This is a genomic window from Streptomyces sp. NPDC107521, assembly GCF_055598485.1.
Window position 1 is genome coordinate 16310 of sequence record NZ_JBVKAT010000009.1, and the last position, 14994, is coordinate 31303.

The following is a 14994-nucleotide window of genomic DNA, read 5'->3' on the forward strand; positions in this document are numbered from 1 at the left end:
GCCCCCGGGCCGGTGCGGCGCCACGCGTACGAGGAGTGGAACAGGTGCCGGAGCAGGTACGGGGAACGGCCGGATCGCCGACGGACGAGCTGAAGGGGTTCCTGCGGCGCCGGCGTGAGCAGATCGGCCAGCGCTGGGCGGACGAGCCGCTGTTCCGGGCCGTGTTCACGCTCTCGCGGGACGAGGCGGTCGAGGCGGGCAAGTCCGTGGTGGACGCGCTGGCGCAGGTCGCGGACGCGGCCCGGGTGGAGGACCCGGACGCCGCCGGGTTCACGACCGTGCGCGAGCAGCTCGCCCGGATGGGCGTGGCCCGCTCCCGGGCCGGTCTGAGCACGAGCCAGGTGTCCACCGAGCTGGCGGCGCTGCGCCCGCCGCTGGAGAACCTGCTGCTCGCCGATCTCGCGGACGCCCCGCCGGAGCACGTCCGGGACTGCCTGAGCACGCTGAGCGTGCTGATGGGCACCCTGCGGGTCGTGGTGGTGCAGACGGCGCTCAGCGAGGGCCAGGCGCTCATCGACCGGCAGCGGCTCCAGCTCCTGGAGGTGGCCACCCCGGTGATCAAGCTCTGGGACGGCATCGTGGCCGTTCCGCTGATCGGGACGCTGGACAGCGCGCGCAGCCAGGTGGTGATGGAGACCCTGCTGGAGGCCATCGTCGAGCAGCAGGCGCGGTACGCGATCCTGGACATCACCGGTGTCCCGACCGTCGACTCGCTGGTGGCCCAGCACCTGATGAAGACGGTCGCCGCGGCGCGGCTGATGGGCGCCGAGTGCATCGTCTCCGGCATCCGCCCGGCCATCGCGCAGACCATGGTCCACCTGGGTCTCGACCTGGGCAACGTGGTGACCCGGGCGAGCCTGGCCGACGCCCTGGGCTACGTCCTGCACCAGCTCGGCGGCGGCATCGTGACCCCCGACCCGACGGGTCCGGTCGCCCGGTGAACGAAGCGCTTCCGGGGCCCTTCGCGGAGCCGGTGACGGGGCACGTGCCGGTGCTGCGGCTCGGCGAGGTGCTGCTCGTCACCCTCCAGGGCGATCTGCACGACAGCACGGCGCGGCGGCTCCAGGACGACCTGGCCGGGACCATCGTCCGCAGCGGCGCCACGGGGGTGGTCATCAACATCTCCGCCGTGGAGATCGTCGACTCCTTCCTCGGCCGGGTGCTGGCCGAGATCGCCGCGCAGACCGGGCTGCTGGCCGCGCGGACGGTGCTGGTCGGCATGCGCCCGGCGGTCGCCATCACCCTCGTGGAGCTGGGTCTGGACCTGCCGGGGGTGCACACGGCGCTGAGCACCGAGGCCGCGCTCGACCTGCTGCGCGCGCAGGCACCCTCCTCCCGCTTCGGCGGTCTGCGCGGGGGGCGTCTCTGATGCACACCGCCGCGGGCGCACAGGCCCGCCTGCCGATCCGATCGGACATGGATCTGGTGTGGGTGCGCCAGCACGTGCGGCAGTCCGCCGCACAGCTCGGCTTCGGTCTGGTGGACCAGACGAAGCTGATCACCGCGGCCAGCGAGCTGGCCCGCAACACGCTGGTGTACGGCGGCGGAGGATCGATGGAGACGGAGGTCGTCGCGGACGGCCCGGTGCGGGGGCTGCGGCTCACCTTCAGCGACGAGGGGCCGGGCATCGCCGACGTGGAGCAGGCGCTCAGCGACGGCTTCACCTCGGGCGAGGGGCTGGGCATGGGGCTGGGCGGCGCCCGGCGCCTGGTGCACGACTTCGCGATCGAGAGCGAGCGGGGCGCCGGCACCACGGTGCGGGTCACCTCGTGGGTGGGCCGGCCGCCCCGTCCCCGGGAGGAGGTCTGATGCCCCGGGTGTGGGAGGTGCCGGTGCACGACTCGACCCGGGTGCGCGACGCCCGGGTGGCCGCCGAGCACGCGGCGGCCAGGGCCCGGCTGGACGAGGCCCGCACCGCCGCCGCGGCCCTGGTCGCGACGGAGCTGGCGACCAACCTGCTCAAGCACGCCGGGGGCGGCCAGGTCCTCATCGACGTGGTGGCCCCGCCGGTGCTCGTGGACGGGCGGGACGGGTCGCCGATGGTGCAGATCGCCGCCGTCGACCACGGGCCGGGCATCCCCGACGTGGCCGCCGCCCTGGGCGACGGCTTCAGCACCGCCGGATCGCTCGGGGCGGGGCTCGGCACCTGCGCCCGCCTGGCCGACGACTTCGATCTGCGCAGCGCCCCGGGCGCCGGCACCGTGGCGCTGGCCCGGATCGGCGCGCCCCGGGGCCGTACCGGGCCGTCGGACCCGGTCGCCGGGGTGCGGGCGGGCGGGGTGAACGTGCCGCTCGGCGGGGCGGAGTACTCCGGTGACGCCTGGGCGTGGGTGCGCGACGCGGACCGGGCCACGCTGATGCTCGCCGACGGCCTCGGCCACGGCCCGGAGGCGGCCCGTGCCTCGTCGGCGGCGGTGGAGGCGCTGCGCGGTGCGGCGTCCCTGCGGCCCTCGGAGGCGCTGAAGCGGCTGGACGCGGCGCTGTCCGGCACCCGGGGCGCGGCCGTGGCGCTGGTCCAGGTCGATCCGGGGGCGGGCCGGCTGTGGTTCGCCGGGATCGGCAACATCGGGGCGCGGCTGTGCGCGGGCGGCGTCTGGCGCCCCCTGCTGTCGCAGCCGGGCATCGTGGGCGCGCACCGGCCCACGACCGTGCGCGACGAGGAGCACGCGTGGGCCGGGGACCGGATGCTGATCCTGCACAGCGACGGCCTGCCGAGCCGCTGGACGCCGTCGCCCGGCGCCTGCGCCCCGGAGGCGGACCCGGCGGTGACGGCCGCGGTGACCGTCCGGGACGCCAGCAGCCGCGCCCGCCCGGTGCGCGACGACACCGCCGTGGCCGTCCTGGCCCCGACCCCGCCGGACCGCCGATGACCCGTACGTGGCAGATCACCGACGTCACCGACGCGGCGCGGGCCCGCATCGGCGCCACCCGGCTCGCGGCGGCGTGCGGGGTGCCGACGCTGGAGCGGACCCGGCTGGTGGCGGCGCTCGGCGCGCGGCTGCGGCAGTGCCTGGCCAAGGGCGGCGTCTGGCGCCTGGCCCTGGACACCGGCACGGCGCCGCCGGGCGGCCCCGGGGCCGGGCAGGGCGTGCTGCACGCCGTGCTGACGCCGACGCCGGAGGCCACTGCCGCCGGGGAGCCGCCGTGGCGGATGTCGGTGGCCTGCCCCGACCCCGCGGCGGCGGTGCCGGGGGGCGGCGCGGCGGGGGACGGTCCGGCCGCGCTGGCCCAGGCGCTGCTGGGCGCCGACGAGGACACGGCGCTGGTGCTGGAGCGGCTCGCCGAGCAGGAGGGCCTGGTCGGCTTCCACCGGGAGGAGCTGCACCAGACCAACCAGGGCGTGGTGGCGCTCCACGCCGAGCTGGACGCCGCCGGGCGGGCGCAGCGGGAGGCGTTCGCGGCCGAGCGGGCGGCCCGCACCGAGGCGGAGAACGCGCGCCGCCGGCTGACGTTCCTGGCGGACGCGAGCGCGGTCCTGACGGCCTCGCTGGACCACCACGAGATCGTGCGGCGGCTGCCGGAGCTGCTGGTCCCGGAGTACGCGAGCCGGGTCGACGTCTGGCTGTTCGACGTGGAGGACGAGCGGGACGGATCGCCCGCGCACGCCGCCGCCGCGGTCCTCGCGGCCCGCACCGGGCGGCCCCAGTACGCGGCCCGGCTGCCGGGCGGGCTGCCGGGCGTGGACGACCAGCCGCCCTCGGCGCTGGCCCCGGACCGGCCGCTGCTGTGCGTTCCGCTGCTCACCCGGCGGGCCGCGATGGGTGTGCTGACGCTGTCGCCGCCCGGGGAGCGCTGGGACCCGGACGACGCGGTGATGCTGATCGAGCTGACCCGCCGGACCGGCATCGCCATCGACCACGCCCAGCGCTACCAGCACAACCGCGACATCGCGGAGACCCTCCAGCGCGCCCTGCTGACGGAGCTGCCGGAACCGCCCGGTCTCGGCCTGGCCGCCCGCTACCTCCCGGCGACCCACGGGCTGAACATCGGCGGCGACTGGTACGACGCGTTCCGGCAGCCGGACGGCGGGGTGGTGGTCGTGGTCGGCGACGTGACCGGGCACGGGCTGCGGGCGGCGGTGATGATGAGCCAGTTGCGGACCGCGCTGCGCGCCTACGCCGTCGACGGGGGCAGCCCGGGGCGGCTGCTGACGCGGCTGCACACCTTCCTGCACCACCTGCAGCCCGATCTGTTCGCGACCGCCGTCATGGCCCGCTTCCATCCCGACGGGCGGACCCTGACGTGGGCGGCGGCCGGCCACCCGCCGCCGGTGCTGCGCATGCCGGACGGCGAGGTGCGGCTGCTGGACGCCAAGCCGGGCGCGATGCTGGGCATCCCGCTGAGCCAGGAGATCACGGACCACACGGTGCGGCTGGCGCCGGGCACGACGCTGGCGCTGTACACGGACGGTCTGGTGGAGCGGCGGGCCCGGGGCATCGACCCGGGCATCGAGCGGCTCGCCGGGGTACTGGGCTCCTTCGACGCGGAGCGGCTCGCCTCGGACCTGGAGGGTTCGGCGGACGGCATCCTGGAACCCCTGCTCAGTGACTCCGAACGCGACGACGACGTGTGCCTGCTGCTGTGCCACCTGCGCGGCCGGGACTGAGCGGCCGTCACCGCTCCCCCGGCCCCGCCGCGGTCCCCCGCTCCCCCGCCGTCCCGCCCGGCGGTCCGCCGTCTTCCGGTGCGGTCCGGGCGGGAGCGGGGCATGGTGGTGCCCAGGGTGTGTCGCTGGTCCGGCGCGCCCGGCTCGCCGAACCGCGGCGCGCGGGATGGGATCGAAGGTGCGAAGCGGCGCTCCCCGGGCAGGCGCATGGCGTGCCCGGGGGACCGCCCGGAGCCGCAGGAAGGGATGAACACCGTGACACGACCCAGGATTCTGGTGGTCGGCGCAGGTTTCGCCGGCGTGGAGTGCGTCCGGCGTCTGGAGCGCAGGCTCTCCCCCGAGGAGGCCGACGTCACCCTGGTGACGCCGTTCTCCTACCAGCTCTACCTGCCGCTGCTCCCCCAGGTCGCCTCCGGGGTGCTCACCCCCCAGTCGATCGCCCTCTCGCTGCGCCGCAGCAGCCGGTACCGGACCCGGATCATCCCGGGCGGCGCCATCGGCGTGGATCTCAGGGCCAAGGTCTGCGTGATCCGCACCATCACCGACCGGATCGTCGACGAGCCCTACGACCACATCGTCCTCGCCCCCGGCAGCATCACCCGCACCTTCGACATCCCGGGCCTCACCGACCACGCGTTCGGCATGAAGACCCTCGCCGAGGCCGCGTACATCCGCGACCACGTCATCTCGCAGCTCGATCTGGCGGACGCCAGCCAGGACCCGGCCGAGCGCGCCTCGCGGCTCCAGTTCGTGGTGGTCGGCGGCGGCTACGCGGGCACCGAGACCGCGGCCTGCCTCCAGCGGCTCACGCACGCCGCGGTCCGCCGCTATCCGCGGATCGACCCGGGCCTGATCAAGTGGCACCTCATCGACATCGCGCCGAAGCTGATGCCCGAGCTCGGCGACAAGCTGGGGCGGGCCGCGCAGGAGGTGCTGCGCCGCCGGGGCATCGAGGTCTCGCTCGGGGTGTCCATCGCCAAGGCCGGGGCGGAGGAGGTCACCTTCACCGACGGCCGGGTGGTGCCCACCCGTACGCTGATCTGGACGGCGGGCGTGGTCGCCAGCCCGCTCATCGCCACGCTCGGCGCGGAGACGGTCCGGGGGCGCCTCGCGGTCGGCGCCGACCTGCGGCTGCCGGGCCACGACGGGGTCTTCGCGCTCGGCGACTCGGCCGCGGTGCCGGACCTCGCCAAGGGCACCGAGGGCGCCGTGTGCCCGCCGACCGCCCAGCACGCGGGGCGGCAGGGGCGCAGGGTCGCGGAGAACCTCATCGCCACCCTGCGCGGCCTGCCGACACGGCCGTACCTGCACAGGGACCTGGGGCTCGTGGTCGACCTCGGCGGCGCCGACGCGGTCTCCAAGCCGCTCGGCGTGGAGCTGCACGGGCTGCCCGCCCAGGCGGTGGCGCGCGGCTACCACTGGTCCGCGCTGCGCACCCAGGTGGCCAAGGCCCGGGTGGCGGCGGACTGGGCGCTCAACGCCTTCGCCGGGGACGACTTCGTCCGCACCGGTTTCCAGGCCCGCAAGCCGGCCAAGCTGAAGGACTTCGAGTACACCGACGCCTATCTGACGCCGGAGCAGGTCCGCGAGCGGGTCGAGGGGTCCGGCCGGGCCCGGCTCTGACCCCCCGGCCGGGCCCGGCACCCGGCATGACATGCTGGCGGGCGGATCTCCGCGGCGCCGGTCCCCGTCCAGGGGCCCGGGGCGCACGGCCGCGGATCACCGCTGATCGGGAGGATGTACGGCGGCGTGAAGGCAGCGGGGCGCTCGGGGCGGACACGGCTGCGGGACAGCATCGCGGCGTACGACCCGGGGCTGCTGCGGCTGACCGCCGGGCTGCGCACGGTGGGTGCGATCGCGCTGACGCTGGGCGCGCTGGCGCTGGCCGGGACGGACGTCAAGCACCTGGTGGCCGGGGCGATGGTGGCGATGGTGGCCACCTTCTCCATCCGGGAGAAGACGCTGGGCCCGCAGGCGGTGACCCTGGCCCTGGGCCTGCCCGTCGCCCTGGCCTCGGTGTCGCTGAGCACGCTGCTCGCCTCGCGGGTCGTGGTGGGCGACGTCGTCTTCATCGTCCTGATCTTCTGCGCGGTCTACTGCCGGCGCTACGGCGACCGGGGCACGGCGCTCGGGCTGATCGGCTTCCAGGTCTACTTCGTGTCGCTGTTCGTCGGCGCCGAGGCGGCCGGGCTGCCGGGGCTGTGGGGGTCCATCGCCCTGGCCTTCGGCTGCAGCGCCGTCGTCCGGTTCGGGATCGTCCCGGCGACGCCCACCCGGGTGCTGTCCCGGCTGCGGCAGGCCTTCCGGGCCCGGCTGGGGCAGCTGATCTCGGCCCAGATCGAGCTGCTGGACGCCGGGCCCGACGAGATCGACCGGACCCTTCAGCGGCTGCGGGACGGCACCGCGCGGCTGCACGAGACGGCGCTGATGATCCAGTCCCGGCTGGAGGAGGGCACCCCGGACGCCTCCGTGGCCCGGCTGGTGCAGCGCCGCATCGCCGACGCCGAGATCGCCGCCGAGCGGCTCGGACTGCTGCTGCTGGGCGCGCGCAGCGCCGAGCGGGCGGACACCCTGACCCTGCACCTGCCGGGCGCGCCCGCCCCCGAGGTGGGCGGCACCCCGGCGCCCGGGGAGGCGACGGCGCTGCTGCGCCGGGATCTGGAGGCGCTGCGCGCCCTGGTGCTGCGGCCCCCGTCGGAGGCCCGCGGCACGGCGCTGTCCCAGTTGCGCAACCGGCTCCTCGGTTACCGCGACGAGGAGAACCTGCCCGAGGCGGCGGCGGCCACCCAGGACGTGTTCCGGGGCATCGGCGAGACGGCGCGCGCGGTGATGGGCCTGCGGATCGCCCTGGACGGACCGCAGGACGAGTCCGACGACTCCCCCGCGACGACCCGGTCGCGGGAGGAGCTGGACGCCGAGGACGCGGCCATCGACGCCGGGGAGGAGGCCGCCGGGCCGCCCGAGGAGGAGACCGGGCTGCGGCGGCCGACCACGCGGGCTGCGGTGCAGGTGGCCGTGGGCTCCTCGCTCGCCATCGTGGGCGGCGAGCTGCTCTCCTCGCAGCGCTGGTACTGGGCGGTGCTGGCCTGCTGGATCGTGTTCCTCAACACCTCGTCCACCGGGGAGATCCTGGTCAAGGGCTACCGCAGGGTGCTGGGCACGGTGTTCGGGGTGGTCGCGGGCATCGTGCTGGCGGGCCTGGTGGGCCAGCACACCCTGACGGCGTTCGGGCTGGTGCTGCTGCTGATCTTCGCCATGTTCTACACGGCGCCGCTGTCGTACACGCTGATGTCGTTCTTCGTGACCGCGATGCTCGGGCTGCTCTACACGCTGCTGCACACCTACAGCCTGTCGGTGCTGCTGCTGCGGCTGGAGGAGACGGTGCTCGGCGCCGCCTGCGGGATCTTCGCGGCGGCCCTGGTGCTGCCGGTGCACACCGACCGGCGGACCAACGAGCTGCTGGACACGGTGCTGGAGCGGCTGGTGGAGGTCACCGAGGGCGCCGTCGACCAGCTCAGCGGCGGCCCGGCCGCCGATCTGCTGGACACGGCGCGCGAGCTGGACCAGGCGCTCGGGGACCTGCGGGCCGCCACCCAGCCGCTCACCCACCCGATCACCCCGCTGCGCACCCGCCGGGACACCGCCCGGTACGTGGTGGCGCTGCTGGAGACCTGCGCCTACCACGCCCGTTCGCTGGCGGCCACGGCCGAGCTGCTGCCCACCCATCCGTCGATCGCGGCGGACCCCCGGCTTCGGGGGGCGGTGCGGCGCACGGTGCGCAACATCGAGGCCATCGCGGCGAAGGTGGTCGACGAGGACGCGGACACCCGGGTGGAGACGGGCCCCAGCATCGCGTCGCTGCTGGAACCGGACGTCGACGGCACGCCCCGCTACGGCCGCATCACCGGCCGGGTGCTGCGGCACCTGGAGCGCCTGGACGAGGCCGTGGTGGGCCTCGCCCGGCCGCTGGGCGTACCGGTGCGGACGCCGGGTCACTGACGCCGGGTCGCTGCCGGAGGGGGCCGGAGCGCCGCCGGGGTGCCGGTCGGTTCCGCGGCCCGGCCGGGGGCGCCTCACGGACGCACGGCACGGTGAGCTTGTCGCGCACCGGTGCCGTGCATTCCGTACCGGCGTCGGGGCGGCACTCCGTCGGCCCGATCGACGCCGGTCACGGGGCCGGGGACGGCCCGGCCCCGGAGCGGGCCCCGGCCCCGGAGCGGGCCCCGGCCCCGGAGCGGGCCCCGGCCCCGGAGCGGGCCCCGGCGCCGGAGCGGGGCTCCCGGCGCGCGGGAGGGCTCCCGGCCGGCGGGAGCCCTCGGCGGACGGCGGAACCCCGGGTGAGGTCCGGCGGACGGTCAGAAGTCGCTGGGGAGCCCGCTGGCCTCGGCGATGCCGCGCAGCTCCTCGTTCTGCACATGCCGTTCCCTGAGGTACGCCGCGATCTCGCCGAGGCGTTCGGGATCGGAGGCGGTGACGGCGTCGGTGACGACGCGCACCGGACCGGTCTCGTCGGTGCTGATCTCGACGACCTCGTTGTCGAGCCGGCCGGTGACGGCGGTGGCGATGACCAGGGCGGCCTCGTCCCTGATCTCCTGGGGCAGGGCCTCGGCGCTGTCGCCGTCCAGCGAGAAGTCGATCGTCGGCATCTGCTGCTCGTCGATCGCCCGCAGCACCGGCTCGACCACGCTGAGCAGGAGCTGGTAGTCGTCGTTCTCCATGCGGATGCGCAGGAGGTCCAGGTAGACGTCCACGGGACGTCCGTCCGGCGGAGGAATCTCGTGTTCGTTCATCCCTGCCGTGTTCCCCGTGCGGCGCGGCTCAGACGCGGCGCGGGGACCCGGCCCGGGGGGAGGACCCCGGCCCGGCCCGGGCCGGGACCCGGTGGTCCGCGCGGCGCCCGGACGGGCCGGGGCGGGCCGGGGCCTCAGACGCGCGGGCGGCTCGCCAGCACGAAGGAGAACAGGCCGGACAGGACCAGGCCCGCGGCGACGCAGGCGAGCAGCCAGGGGCCGAGGGGGGTGTCGGCGAAGGACCGGAGGGTGTCGTCCATCCCCTTGGCGCGGCCGGGGTCGTAGTCGACGGCGGCCCGTACGGCGAAGACCCCGGCGGCGGCCACGACCGCGCCGAGGGCGGTGCCGCCGCCGACCCCGGCGACGTCGATCAGCCGCCGGGCGGGGCGGCCGAGCCCCCCGGTCCTCAGCTCCTCGCGGTAGCGGTGGCGCAGCGCCCGAACGGCGATCACGGCGCCGACGACGACCACGGCGGCTCCGGCGACGCCGACGGCCCAGCGTCCCGCGGGCACGGCCATGACCCGTGCGGTGACGTCCCGGGACCGGCGGTCACTGGAGCCGCCGCCGCTGGAGCCGGAGCCCGCCGCGAAGGCGAGGACCTGGAAGGCGACGACCGAGGAGAAGACGCAGCGGGCGGCGGCCAGGGCCCGTTTCCGGACCGTGCGGCCGTCCTCCCCGGCGGCGCCGAAGACGGTCTCCGACAGCCGCCACAGCGCCATGCCGACCAGTCCGGCGCCCAGCGCCCACAGCAGCAGGGCGCCCAGCGGCTTGTCCGACAGCTCGTCCAGGGCTCCGCCCCGGTCGGCCTGGCGGTGCCCGTCGCCGAAGGCGATGCGCAGGGCCAGCACCCCGATCAGCAGGTGGATCACCCCGCGGGCGGCGAGCCCGGCCCGGGCGGCTCCCTCGGTGGCCGGGCCCCGGGCCGCGCGGCGGGCCCGGACGGCGGTGTCGGGCGGCAGTGCGGGCGTGTTCATGTGGTCCTCCCCTCCCGAACCGCGCGTGCCCCCGCTCCGCCCGCGCACACCCGGACCGGGGCCGCGCACGGGGAACGGCCCGCCCCGGGGCGGGGCGGGCCGTTCCCAGGACCGTTCTCAGGACTTCCGCGAACGCCGGCGGTCATCCGTCGCGGGGGCGGGCGCTCCCTCGTCGCGCGGGCGGGGCCGTGGTCGGCCGCGGGGCCGACCGGTTATCCGTACCGGGGGTCCGCCGGCGGGCGCGGAACGGTTCCGCGGGGGCGTCGTCCACGGCTCGGGGGGGCGCCCGGCGCGGGCGCGGAGGGGAGCCGCAGCGGGGCGTCCGTGCGGTCAGGGCCGGGACGGACGGCCCGGGCCCCGGCCGCCGGGGCGGCGTCCCGTCGCCTCGTCGCGGACCCGGGCGCAGCTCCGGCTGATCAGCCGCGAGACGTGCATCTGCGAGATGCCCAGCCGGTCGGCTATGCGGCTCTGCGTCATGTCCTCGAAGAAGCGCATGTACAGGATGGCGCGCTCGCGCTCGGGCAGCCGGCGCAGCCCCTCCTTGGCGGACTCCCGGTCGATCACGACGTCGTACGAGGCGTCCGCCGAGCCGAGGGTGTCGGCGAGGCTGTACCCGTCGTCCCCGCCCGCCAGCTCGGCGTCGAGCGAGAGGGTGCTGAAGCTCTCCAGAGCCTCCATCCCGGCGCCGACCTCGTCCTCGGTCAGTCCGGTGTGGGCGGCGAGGGCGGCCACCGACGGCTCGGGGCTGCCGGGGCTCTGGGTCAGCTCGCGCCGGGCCACCCGGACCTTGTTGCGCAGTTCCTGGACGCGCCGGGGCACCCGCAGCGCCCACATGCGGTCCCGGAAGTGCCGCTTGACCTCGCCGGTGATGGTGGGCACGGCGTAGCTCTCGAAGGCGCCGCGCTCCGGGTCGAAGCGGTCGACGGCCTTCACCAGTCCGAGGGCGGCCACCTGGCGCAGGTCCTCCAGGGACTCCCCCCGGTCCCGGAAGCGTCCGGCGATCCGGTGGGCCATCGGCAGCCAGGCCCGCACCAGCTCGTCGCGCAGGGCGTCGCGCTGCGGCCCGTCGGGCAGCCCGGCGAGCCGGACGAAGAGGGCCACGGTGTCGGGGGCGTCGTCGTGGCGGCGGCGTCCTCCGGCGGCCGGCGGGGCGGCGGGAGCGGCGGCGACGGAAGGGGCGGAGGAGGTGGAAGGGGTGGCCGAAGGAGCCGGGCCCTCGGGGCGGGCCGTACCGGGACGGACGGTGGGGGTCTCTATGAGCATGCGGATTCGCTCCTGAACGGTGGGGTCAGGGGACATTCCGCGGGAACGGCGGTCCGGGACACCCAGGGCGCCGAAGCGGCCGCACCGCTCCCGCTGCTGCGCCTCCGGTCCGAAGCACGACCTTGCGACTGCCCAGGCACCGGTGGGACAAACTCCGCCTCCCGGAAAGTCCTCAGGACGGCCCAGCCCCCGGGGCGCCGTCCCGTCTCCCGTGAGACCATCTCCCGCGCCCCTCCGGGAGCGGGGGACGCCGCCCGCGGTGACCGCGTTCCGTCCCTCCGGCCCGGCACCCGGGTGCCCCCTTCCCGGTGGAACAGCCGTCCGGGCGCGCATCCGGGCCCGTACGGGGGTACGCGAAGGCCATGACGGATGTTGTGGACTCGGACGAACTGCTGCGCCGCATGCACCGCGCGAGGGCGGTGGCCAAGGAGCAGGTGCGGCTCTGGCGGGCCCGGCACGAGGAGCTGCGGGCCACGGACGAGGAGGCCGCGCGGGAGGCCGCGACGCGCACCGTGGCGTACGAGGCGGTGCTGCGGACCCTGGACGAGATCATCGCCCCGGGCCGCCGCCCCTCGCCCCCGCCCCGCTGACCGCGCCCGGGACCCGTGCGGGCGGGGTCACCGAGGGCTCCGGGGATGGGCCCGGCGGTGCCGGGTGACCCGGTGGGCATGACGCACCGCCCCGGCCCCGACCACACCCGTGCCCCCGTGCTCGACGCCCTCGCCGACCACCGCCGGGCGGCGCGGCTGTCGTTCGCGCCGCCCGGGCACCAGCGGGCGCGCGGGGCCGGTCCGGCCGGGCGGGAGGTGCTCGGGGACGCGGTGTTCCCCGGGGATCGCGGCGGAGATGATCACGCCGTACCCCCGGGCATCCCGGCCGTGCTGCCGGGCGGGCGGCTCTCCGGTCCGGTGCCGCGGTATCCGAGCGACGGCCCGCCGGCCGGAAAGCGTCTTCCCGACCCCGCCGACCCGGCCCTCAGAACGGTCCGGGTCGCCGCCGGGAGGACGTGACGCCGGACGTGGCGCGGGGGCTCCGGAGGCGGTCCGGGGCGGTCCGGGGCGGTCCGGCGGCCGTGGGCGGGCCGGAGTCCCGGGCTCCGGGGCGCACCGGGACCGCCGGGCGGAGACGACGGAGTGAAACAGGTCACGCGACCTGCTTCAGGGTTAGCGAAATGGCCGAAAATCGTTTAGCGTTCACACACACGTGGCGACGGGGTCGACCGGAACATCCCCCGTACGTCACCGCTGACGGCCCTGGCTGGCTTCCCCCGTCCAGCCAGGGCTTTTTCCTGCCCGGACGCCCCCGGCGCCGCAGGGGCGCGCCCCTCGGGCCGGGAACGCGCGGGGCGGGCGGGGCTTTCCCCGGTGGCCGGGAGCCGCCGACGTGCCCCGAACGGCGGCGGCCGGTGCAATGGCTGTGGGAGCACCGTCAACGCCGCCGGTGAGGAGCACCTCATGACCAAAGCCATCAAGCTGCTGACCGCCGTCCCCCATCCCCAGCGCGAGCGGCTGATGGAGCTGGCACGGGAGGTCTCCTTCCCCGAGGACGCCCGCATCTTCGAGGCCGGCGGACGGGCCGACCGCTTCTGGGTGATCCGGTCCGGCGCGGTGTCGCTGGCCCAGCAGGTGACCCCGTTGCAGCGGGTGACCGTGGCCAGCCTCGGCGTCGGGGACCTGCTCGGCTGGTCCTGGCTGTTCCCGCCGTACGAGTGGGACTTCGGCGCCGAGGCGTTCAGCCCGGTGCGGGCCTACGAGTTCGAGGCGGAGCCGGTGCTCGCCCTGTGCGAGGAGGACCCCCGGCTCGGGATCGTGCTGGTGCGCAGCGTCGCGGAGATCCTCGCCCACCGCCTGGAGACCACCCGGGGGCAGCTCATGGACCACTACGCCGCCCACGGGCACGGAGTCCTCTGAGAGCCGCCCCTCCCGGGCCGCGCGGGACCGGGCGGCCGCGCCGGCGGAGCGGGCGCGCGGCCGGTCAGACGCGGTAGCGGCGCAGCGCGGGCACCGCGGCGGCCAGCGCCAGCATCAGCACCACGACCAGCAGGCCGCCGCCCGCGACGGCCTCGCGCGCGCCGACGGCGGAGCCCGCGCCGCCGTGCAGCACGTCCGCCAGACGCGGGCCGCCCGCGACGACGACCGTGAACACGCCCTGCATGCGTCCGCGCATCTCGTCGGTCGCGGCCGACAGCAGAATCGCCCCCCGGAACACCATCGACACCATGTCCGCGACCCCGGCGACGGCGAGGAACGCCACCCCGACCCAGAGGCTGCCGCTCAGCCCGAAACCGGTGATGGCCACGCCCCAGACGACGACGGAGCCGATCACCATCCAGCCGTGCCGCCTGGCCCGGGAGAAGGTGCCGGAGAACAGCCCGCCGACCACCGCGCCGATGGGGATGGCCGCGAACAGCAGCCCCAGGGCGAGCCCCTCCCCGTAGGGGGCGTAGGTCTCGGAGGCGAGCTGCGGGAAGAGGGCGCGGGGCATGCCGAGGACCATGGCGATGATGTCGGCCACGAAGGAGAGCAGCAGCACGGCGTGCCCGGCGATGTAGCGGAATCCGGCGGCTATCTCCCGCACGCCCGCGCGCCGGGCGACCCCCGAGACCAGCGGCGGCAGGGCGGGCAGCCGGTGGACGGCCCACACGGTGACGCAGAGCGCCAGCGCGTCGATGAGGTACAGCTCCGCCAGCCCGACCACGGGTATCAGGGCACCCGCGAGCAGCGGCCCCGCCACCTGGCCGATCTGCATCACGGTGGTGCCCAGCGCGTTGGCGGCGGGCAGTTCGTCCTCGGGGACGAGGCGGGCGATGGAGGCGTTGCGCGCGGGCGCGTTCAGCCCCCAGAAGGCCTGTTGCAGCGCGAGCAGCACCATCAGGACGGCGACCGACCCCGTGCCGGTGACGGCCTGCGCCCAGAACAGCAGCGAGGTGACGGCGATACCGGTGTTGGTGATCAGCAGCAGCTTGCGCCGGTCCATGGCGTCGGCGACGGCACCGCCCCACAGGGCGAACACGATCAACGGAAGCAGACCGGCGAGGCTCGCGGCGCCGACCCAGGCGGAGGAGCCGGTGATGTCGTAGATCTGCTTGGGCACGGCGACGGCGGTGAGCTGGCTGCCTACGGCCGTCACGATGGTGGAGGTCCACAGCCGCCGGTAGGCGGGGCGGCGCAGGGGCCGGGTGTCCATGGCCCAGCGGCCCGGTCCGCGCCGCCGGGGCGCCTTCGCGGCCGGGGTCCCCCCGCCCGGCGGCCCGGGGGGTGCGGCGGGCTCCCGGGCCGGTTCCCCGGCGGGGTCCTCCGGCCGGGGTTCGGTACTGCTCTCGCTGGTGTCCACGGCTTCCCATGCGGTCGGTGCGTACGTC

General features: G+C 76.2%; 14 protein-coding genes. 10 read left to right on the forward strand and 4 right to left on the reverse strand.

Features of this window, described 5'->3' with window-relative positions; all coding sequences use genetic code 11:
* Positions 1 to 44: 44 nt before the first annotated feature.
* The 7 genes from ACZ7LB_RS15600 (at position 45) to ACZ7LB_RS15630 (ending at position 8605) form a co-directional block, all read left to right on the forward strand.
* Positions 45 to 941: an STAS domain-containing protein gene (locus tag ACZ7LB_RS15600; protein ID WP_471468513.1), complete on the forward strand. Its 897-nt coding sequence runs from the start codon at positions 45 to 47 to the stop codon at positions 939 to 941.
* Positions 938 to 1369 (forward strand): STAS domain-containing protein, encoded by a 432-nt coding sequence (locus ACZ7LB_RS15605; protein ID WP_471468515.1) that lies wholly within the window; start codon positions 938 to 940, stop codon positions 1367 to 1369. The genes ACZ7LB_RS15600 and ACZ7LB_RS15605 overlap by 4 nt, the downstream gene beginning before the upstream one ends.
* Positions 1369 to 1809, forward strand: a complete 441-nt coding sequence (locus tag ACZ7LB_RS15610; RefSeq protein ID WP_471468517.1) for an anti-sigma regulatory factor — start codon at positions 1369 to 1371, stop codon at positions 1807 to 1809. The genes ACZ7LB_RS15605 and ACZ7LB_RS15610 overlap by 1 nt, the downstream gene beginning before the upstream one ends.
* Positions 1809 to 2870, forward strand: coding sequence for a SpoIIE family protein phosphatase (locus tag ACZ7LB_RS15615; RefSeq protein ID WP_471468519.1), 1062 nt, complete (start codon positions 1809 to 1811; stop codon positions 2868 to 2870). The genes ACZ7LB_RS15610 and ACZ7LB_RS15615 overlap by 1 nt, the downstream gene beginning before the upstream one ends.
* A complete protein-coding gene (locus ACZ7LB_RS15620) occupies positions 2867 to 4606 on the forward strand; it encodes a PP2C family protein-serine/threonine phosphatase (protein WP_471468521.1) in 1740 nt (579 codons plus the stop codon). The genes ACZ7LB_RS15615 and ACZ7LB_RS15620 overlap by 4 nt, the downstream gene beginning before the upstream one ends.
* 246 nt (positions 4607 to 4852) lie before the next feature.
* Positions 4853 to 6229, forward strand: a complete 1377-nt coding sequence (locus tag ACZ7LB_RS15625; protein ID WP_471468523.1) for an NAD(P)/FAD-dependent oxidoreductase — start codon at positions 4853 to 4855, stop codon at positions 6227 to 6229.
* Positions 6230 to 6355: 126 nt separating this feature from the next.
* Positions 6356 to 8605 (forward strand): FUSC family protein, encoded by a 2250-nt coding sequence (locus ACZ7LB_RS15630; RefSeq protein ID WP_471468525.1) that lies wholly within the window; start codon positions 6356 to 6358, stop codon positions 8603 to 8605.
* Between the two features lie 356 nt (positions 8606 to 8961).
* On the opposite strand, the gene ACZ7LB_RS15635 is transcribed toward ACZ7LB_RS15630, so the two are convergent.
* The 3 genes from ACZ7LB_RS15635 to ACZ7LB_RS15645 form a co-directional block, all read right to left on the reverse strand.
* Positions 8962 to 9396, reverse strand: a complete 435-nt coding sequence (locus tag ACZ7LB_RS15635) for a hypothetical protein (RefSeq protein ID WP_471468527.1) — start codon at positions 9394 to 9396, stop codon at positions 8962 to 8964.
* Between the two features lie 134 nt (positions 9397 to 9530).
* Positions 9531 to 10370: a DUF1206 domain-containing protein gene (locus tag ACZ7LB_RS15640; protein WP_471468529.1), complete on the reverse strand. Its 840-nt coding sequence runs from the start codon at positions 10368 to 10370 to the stop codon at positions 9531 to 9533.
* Positions 10371 to 10700: 330 nt separating this feature from the next.
* Positions 10701 to 11633 carry a SigB/SigF/SigG family RNA polymerase sigma factor gene (locus ACZ7LB_RS15645; RefSeq protein ID WP_471468531.1) on the reverse strand — a complete coding sequence of 311 codons (933 nt, stop codon included), beginning with the start codon at positions 11631 to 11633 and terminating at the stop codon, positions 10701 to 10703.
* Positions 11634 to 11995: 362 nt separating this feature from the next.
* On the opposite strand from ACZ7LB_RS15645, the gene ACZ7LB_RS15650 reads away from it, so the two are divergent.
* From ACZ7LB_RS15650 to ACZ7LB_RS15660, 3 genes are all read left to right on the forward strand, one after another.
* Entirely contained in the window at positions 11996 to 12223 is a 228-nt protein-coding gene (locus ACZ7LB_RS15650) for a hypothetical protein (protein WP_471468532.1), read from the forward strand.
* Positions 12224 to 12301: 78 nt separating this feature from the next.
* Positions 12302 to 12643, forward strand: coding sequence for a hypothetical protein (locus ACZ7LB_RS15655; protein WP_471468534.1), 342 nt, complete (start codon positions 12302 to 12304; stop codon positions 12641 to 12643).
* A 444-nt stretch (positions 12644 to 13087) separates the two neighbouring features.
* Positions 13088 to 13543: a cyclic nucleotide-binding domain-containing protein gene (locus tag ACZ7LB_RS15660; RefSeq protein WP_471468535.1), complete on the forward strand. Its 456-nt coding sequence runs from the start codon at positions 13088 to 13090 to the stop codon at positions 13541 to 13543.
* Between the two features lie 64 nt (positions 13544 to 13607).
* Here the strand turns inward: ACZ7LB_RS15660 and ACZ7LB_RS15665 are convergent, their stop codons facing one another.
* A complete protein-coding gene (locus ACZ7LB_RS15665; protein WP_471468537.1) occupies positions 13608 to 14966 on the reverse strand; it encodes an MFS transporter in 1359 nt (452 codons plus the stop codon).
* Positions 14967 to 14994 lie beyond the last annotated feature (28 nt).

Excerpts from the sequence above, each read along its gene's own strand:
- ACZ7LB_RS15610 (WP_471468517.1), top strand. The coding sequence starts at position 1,369 with ATGCACACCGCCGCGGGCGCACAGGCCCGCCTGCCGATCCGATCGGAC.
- ACZ7LB_RS15615 (WP_471468519.1), top strand. The coding sequence starts at position 1,809 with ATGCCCCGGGTGTGGGAGGTGCCGGTGCACGACTCGACCCGGGTGCGC.
- ACZ7LB_RS15620 (WP_471468521.1), top strand. The coding sequence starts at position 2,867 with ATGACCCGTACGTGGCAGATCACCGACGTCACCGACGCGGCGCGGGCC.
- ACZ7LB_RS15625 (WP_471468523.1), top strand. The coding sequence starts at position 4,853 with ATGAACACCGTGACACGACCCAGGATTCTGGTGGTCGGCGCAGGTTTC.
- ACZ7LB_RS15635 (WP_471468527.1), bottom strand. The coding sequence starts at position 9,396 with ATGAACGAACACGAGATTCCTCCGCCGGACGGACGTCCCGTGGACGTC.
- ACZ7LB_RS15640 (WP_471468529.1), bottom strand. The coding sequence starts at position 10,370 with ATGAACACGCCCGCACTGCCGCCCGACACCGCCGTCCGGGCCCGCCGC.
- ACZ7LB_RS15645 (WP_471468531.1), bottom strand. The coding sequence starts at position 11,633 with ATGCTCATAGAGACCCCCACCGTCCGTCCCGGTACGGCCCGCCCCGAG.
- ACZ7LB_RS15650 (WP_471468532.1), top strand. The coding sequence starts at position 11,996 with ATGACGGATGTTGTGGACTCGGACGAACTGCTGCGCCGCATGCACCGC.
- ACZ7LB_RS15655 (WP_471468534.1), top strand. The coding sequence starts at position 12,302 with ATGACGCACCGCCCCGGCCCCGACCACACCCGTGCCCCCGTGCTCGAC.
- ACZ7LB_RS15660 (WP_471468535.1), top strand. The coding sequence starts at position 13,088 with ATGACCAAAGCCATCAAGCTGCTGACCGCCGTCCCCCATCCCCAGCGC.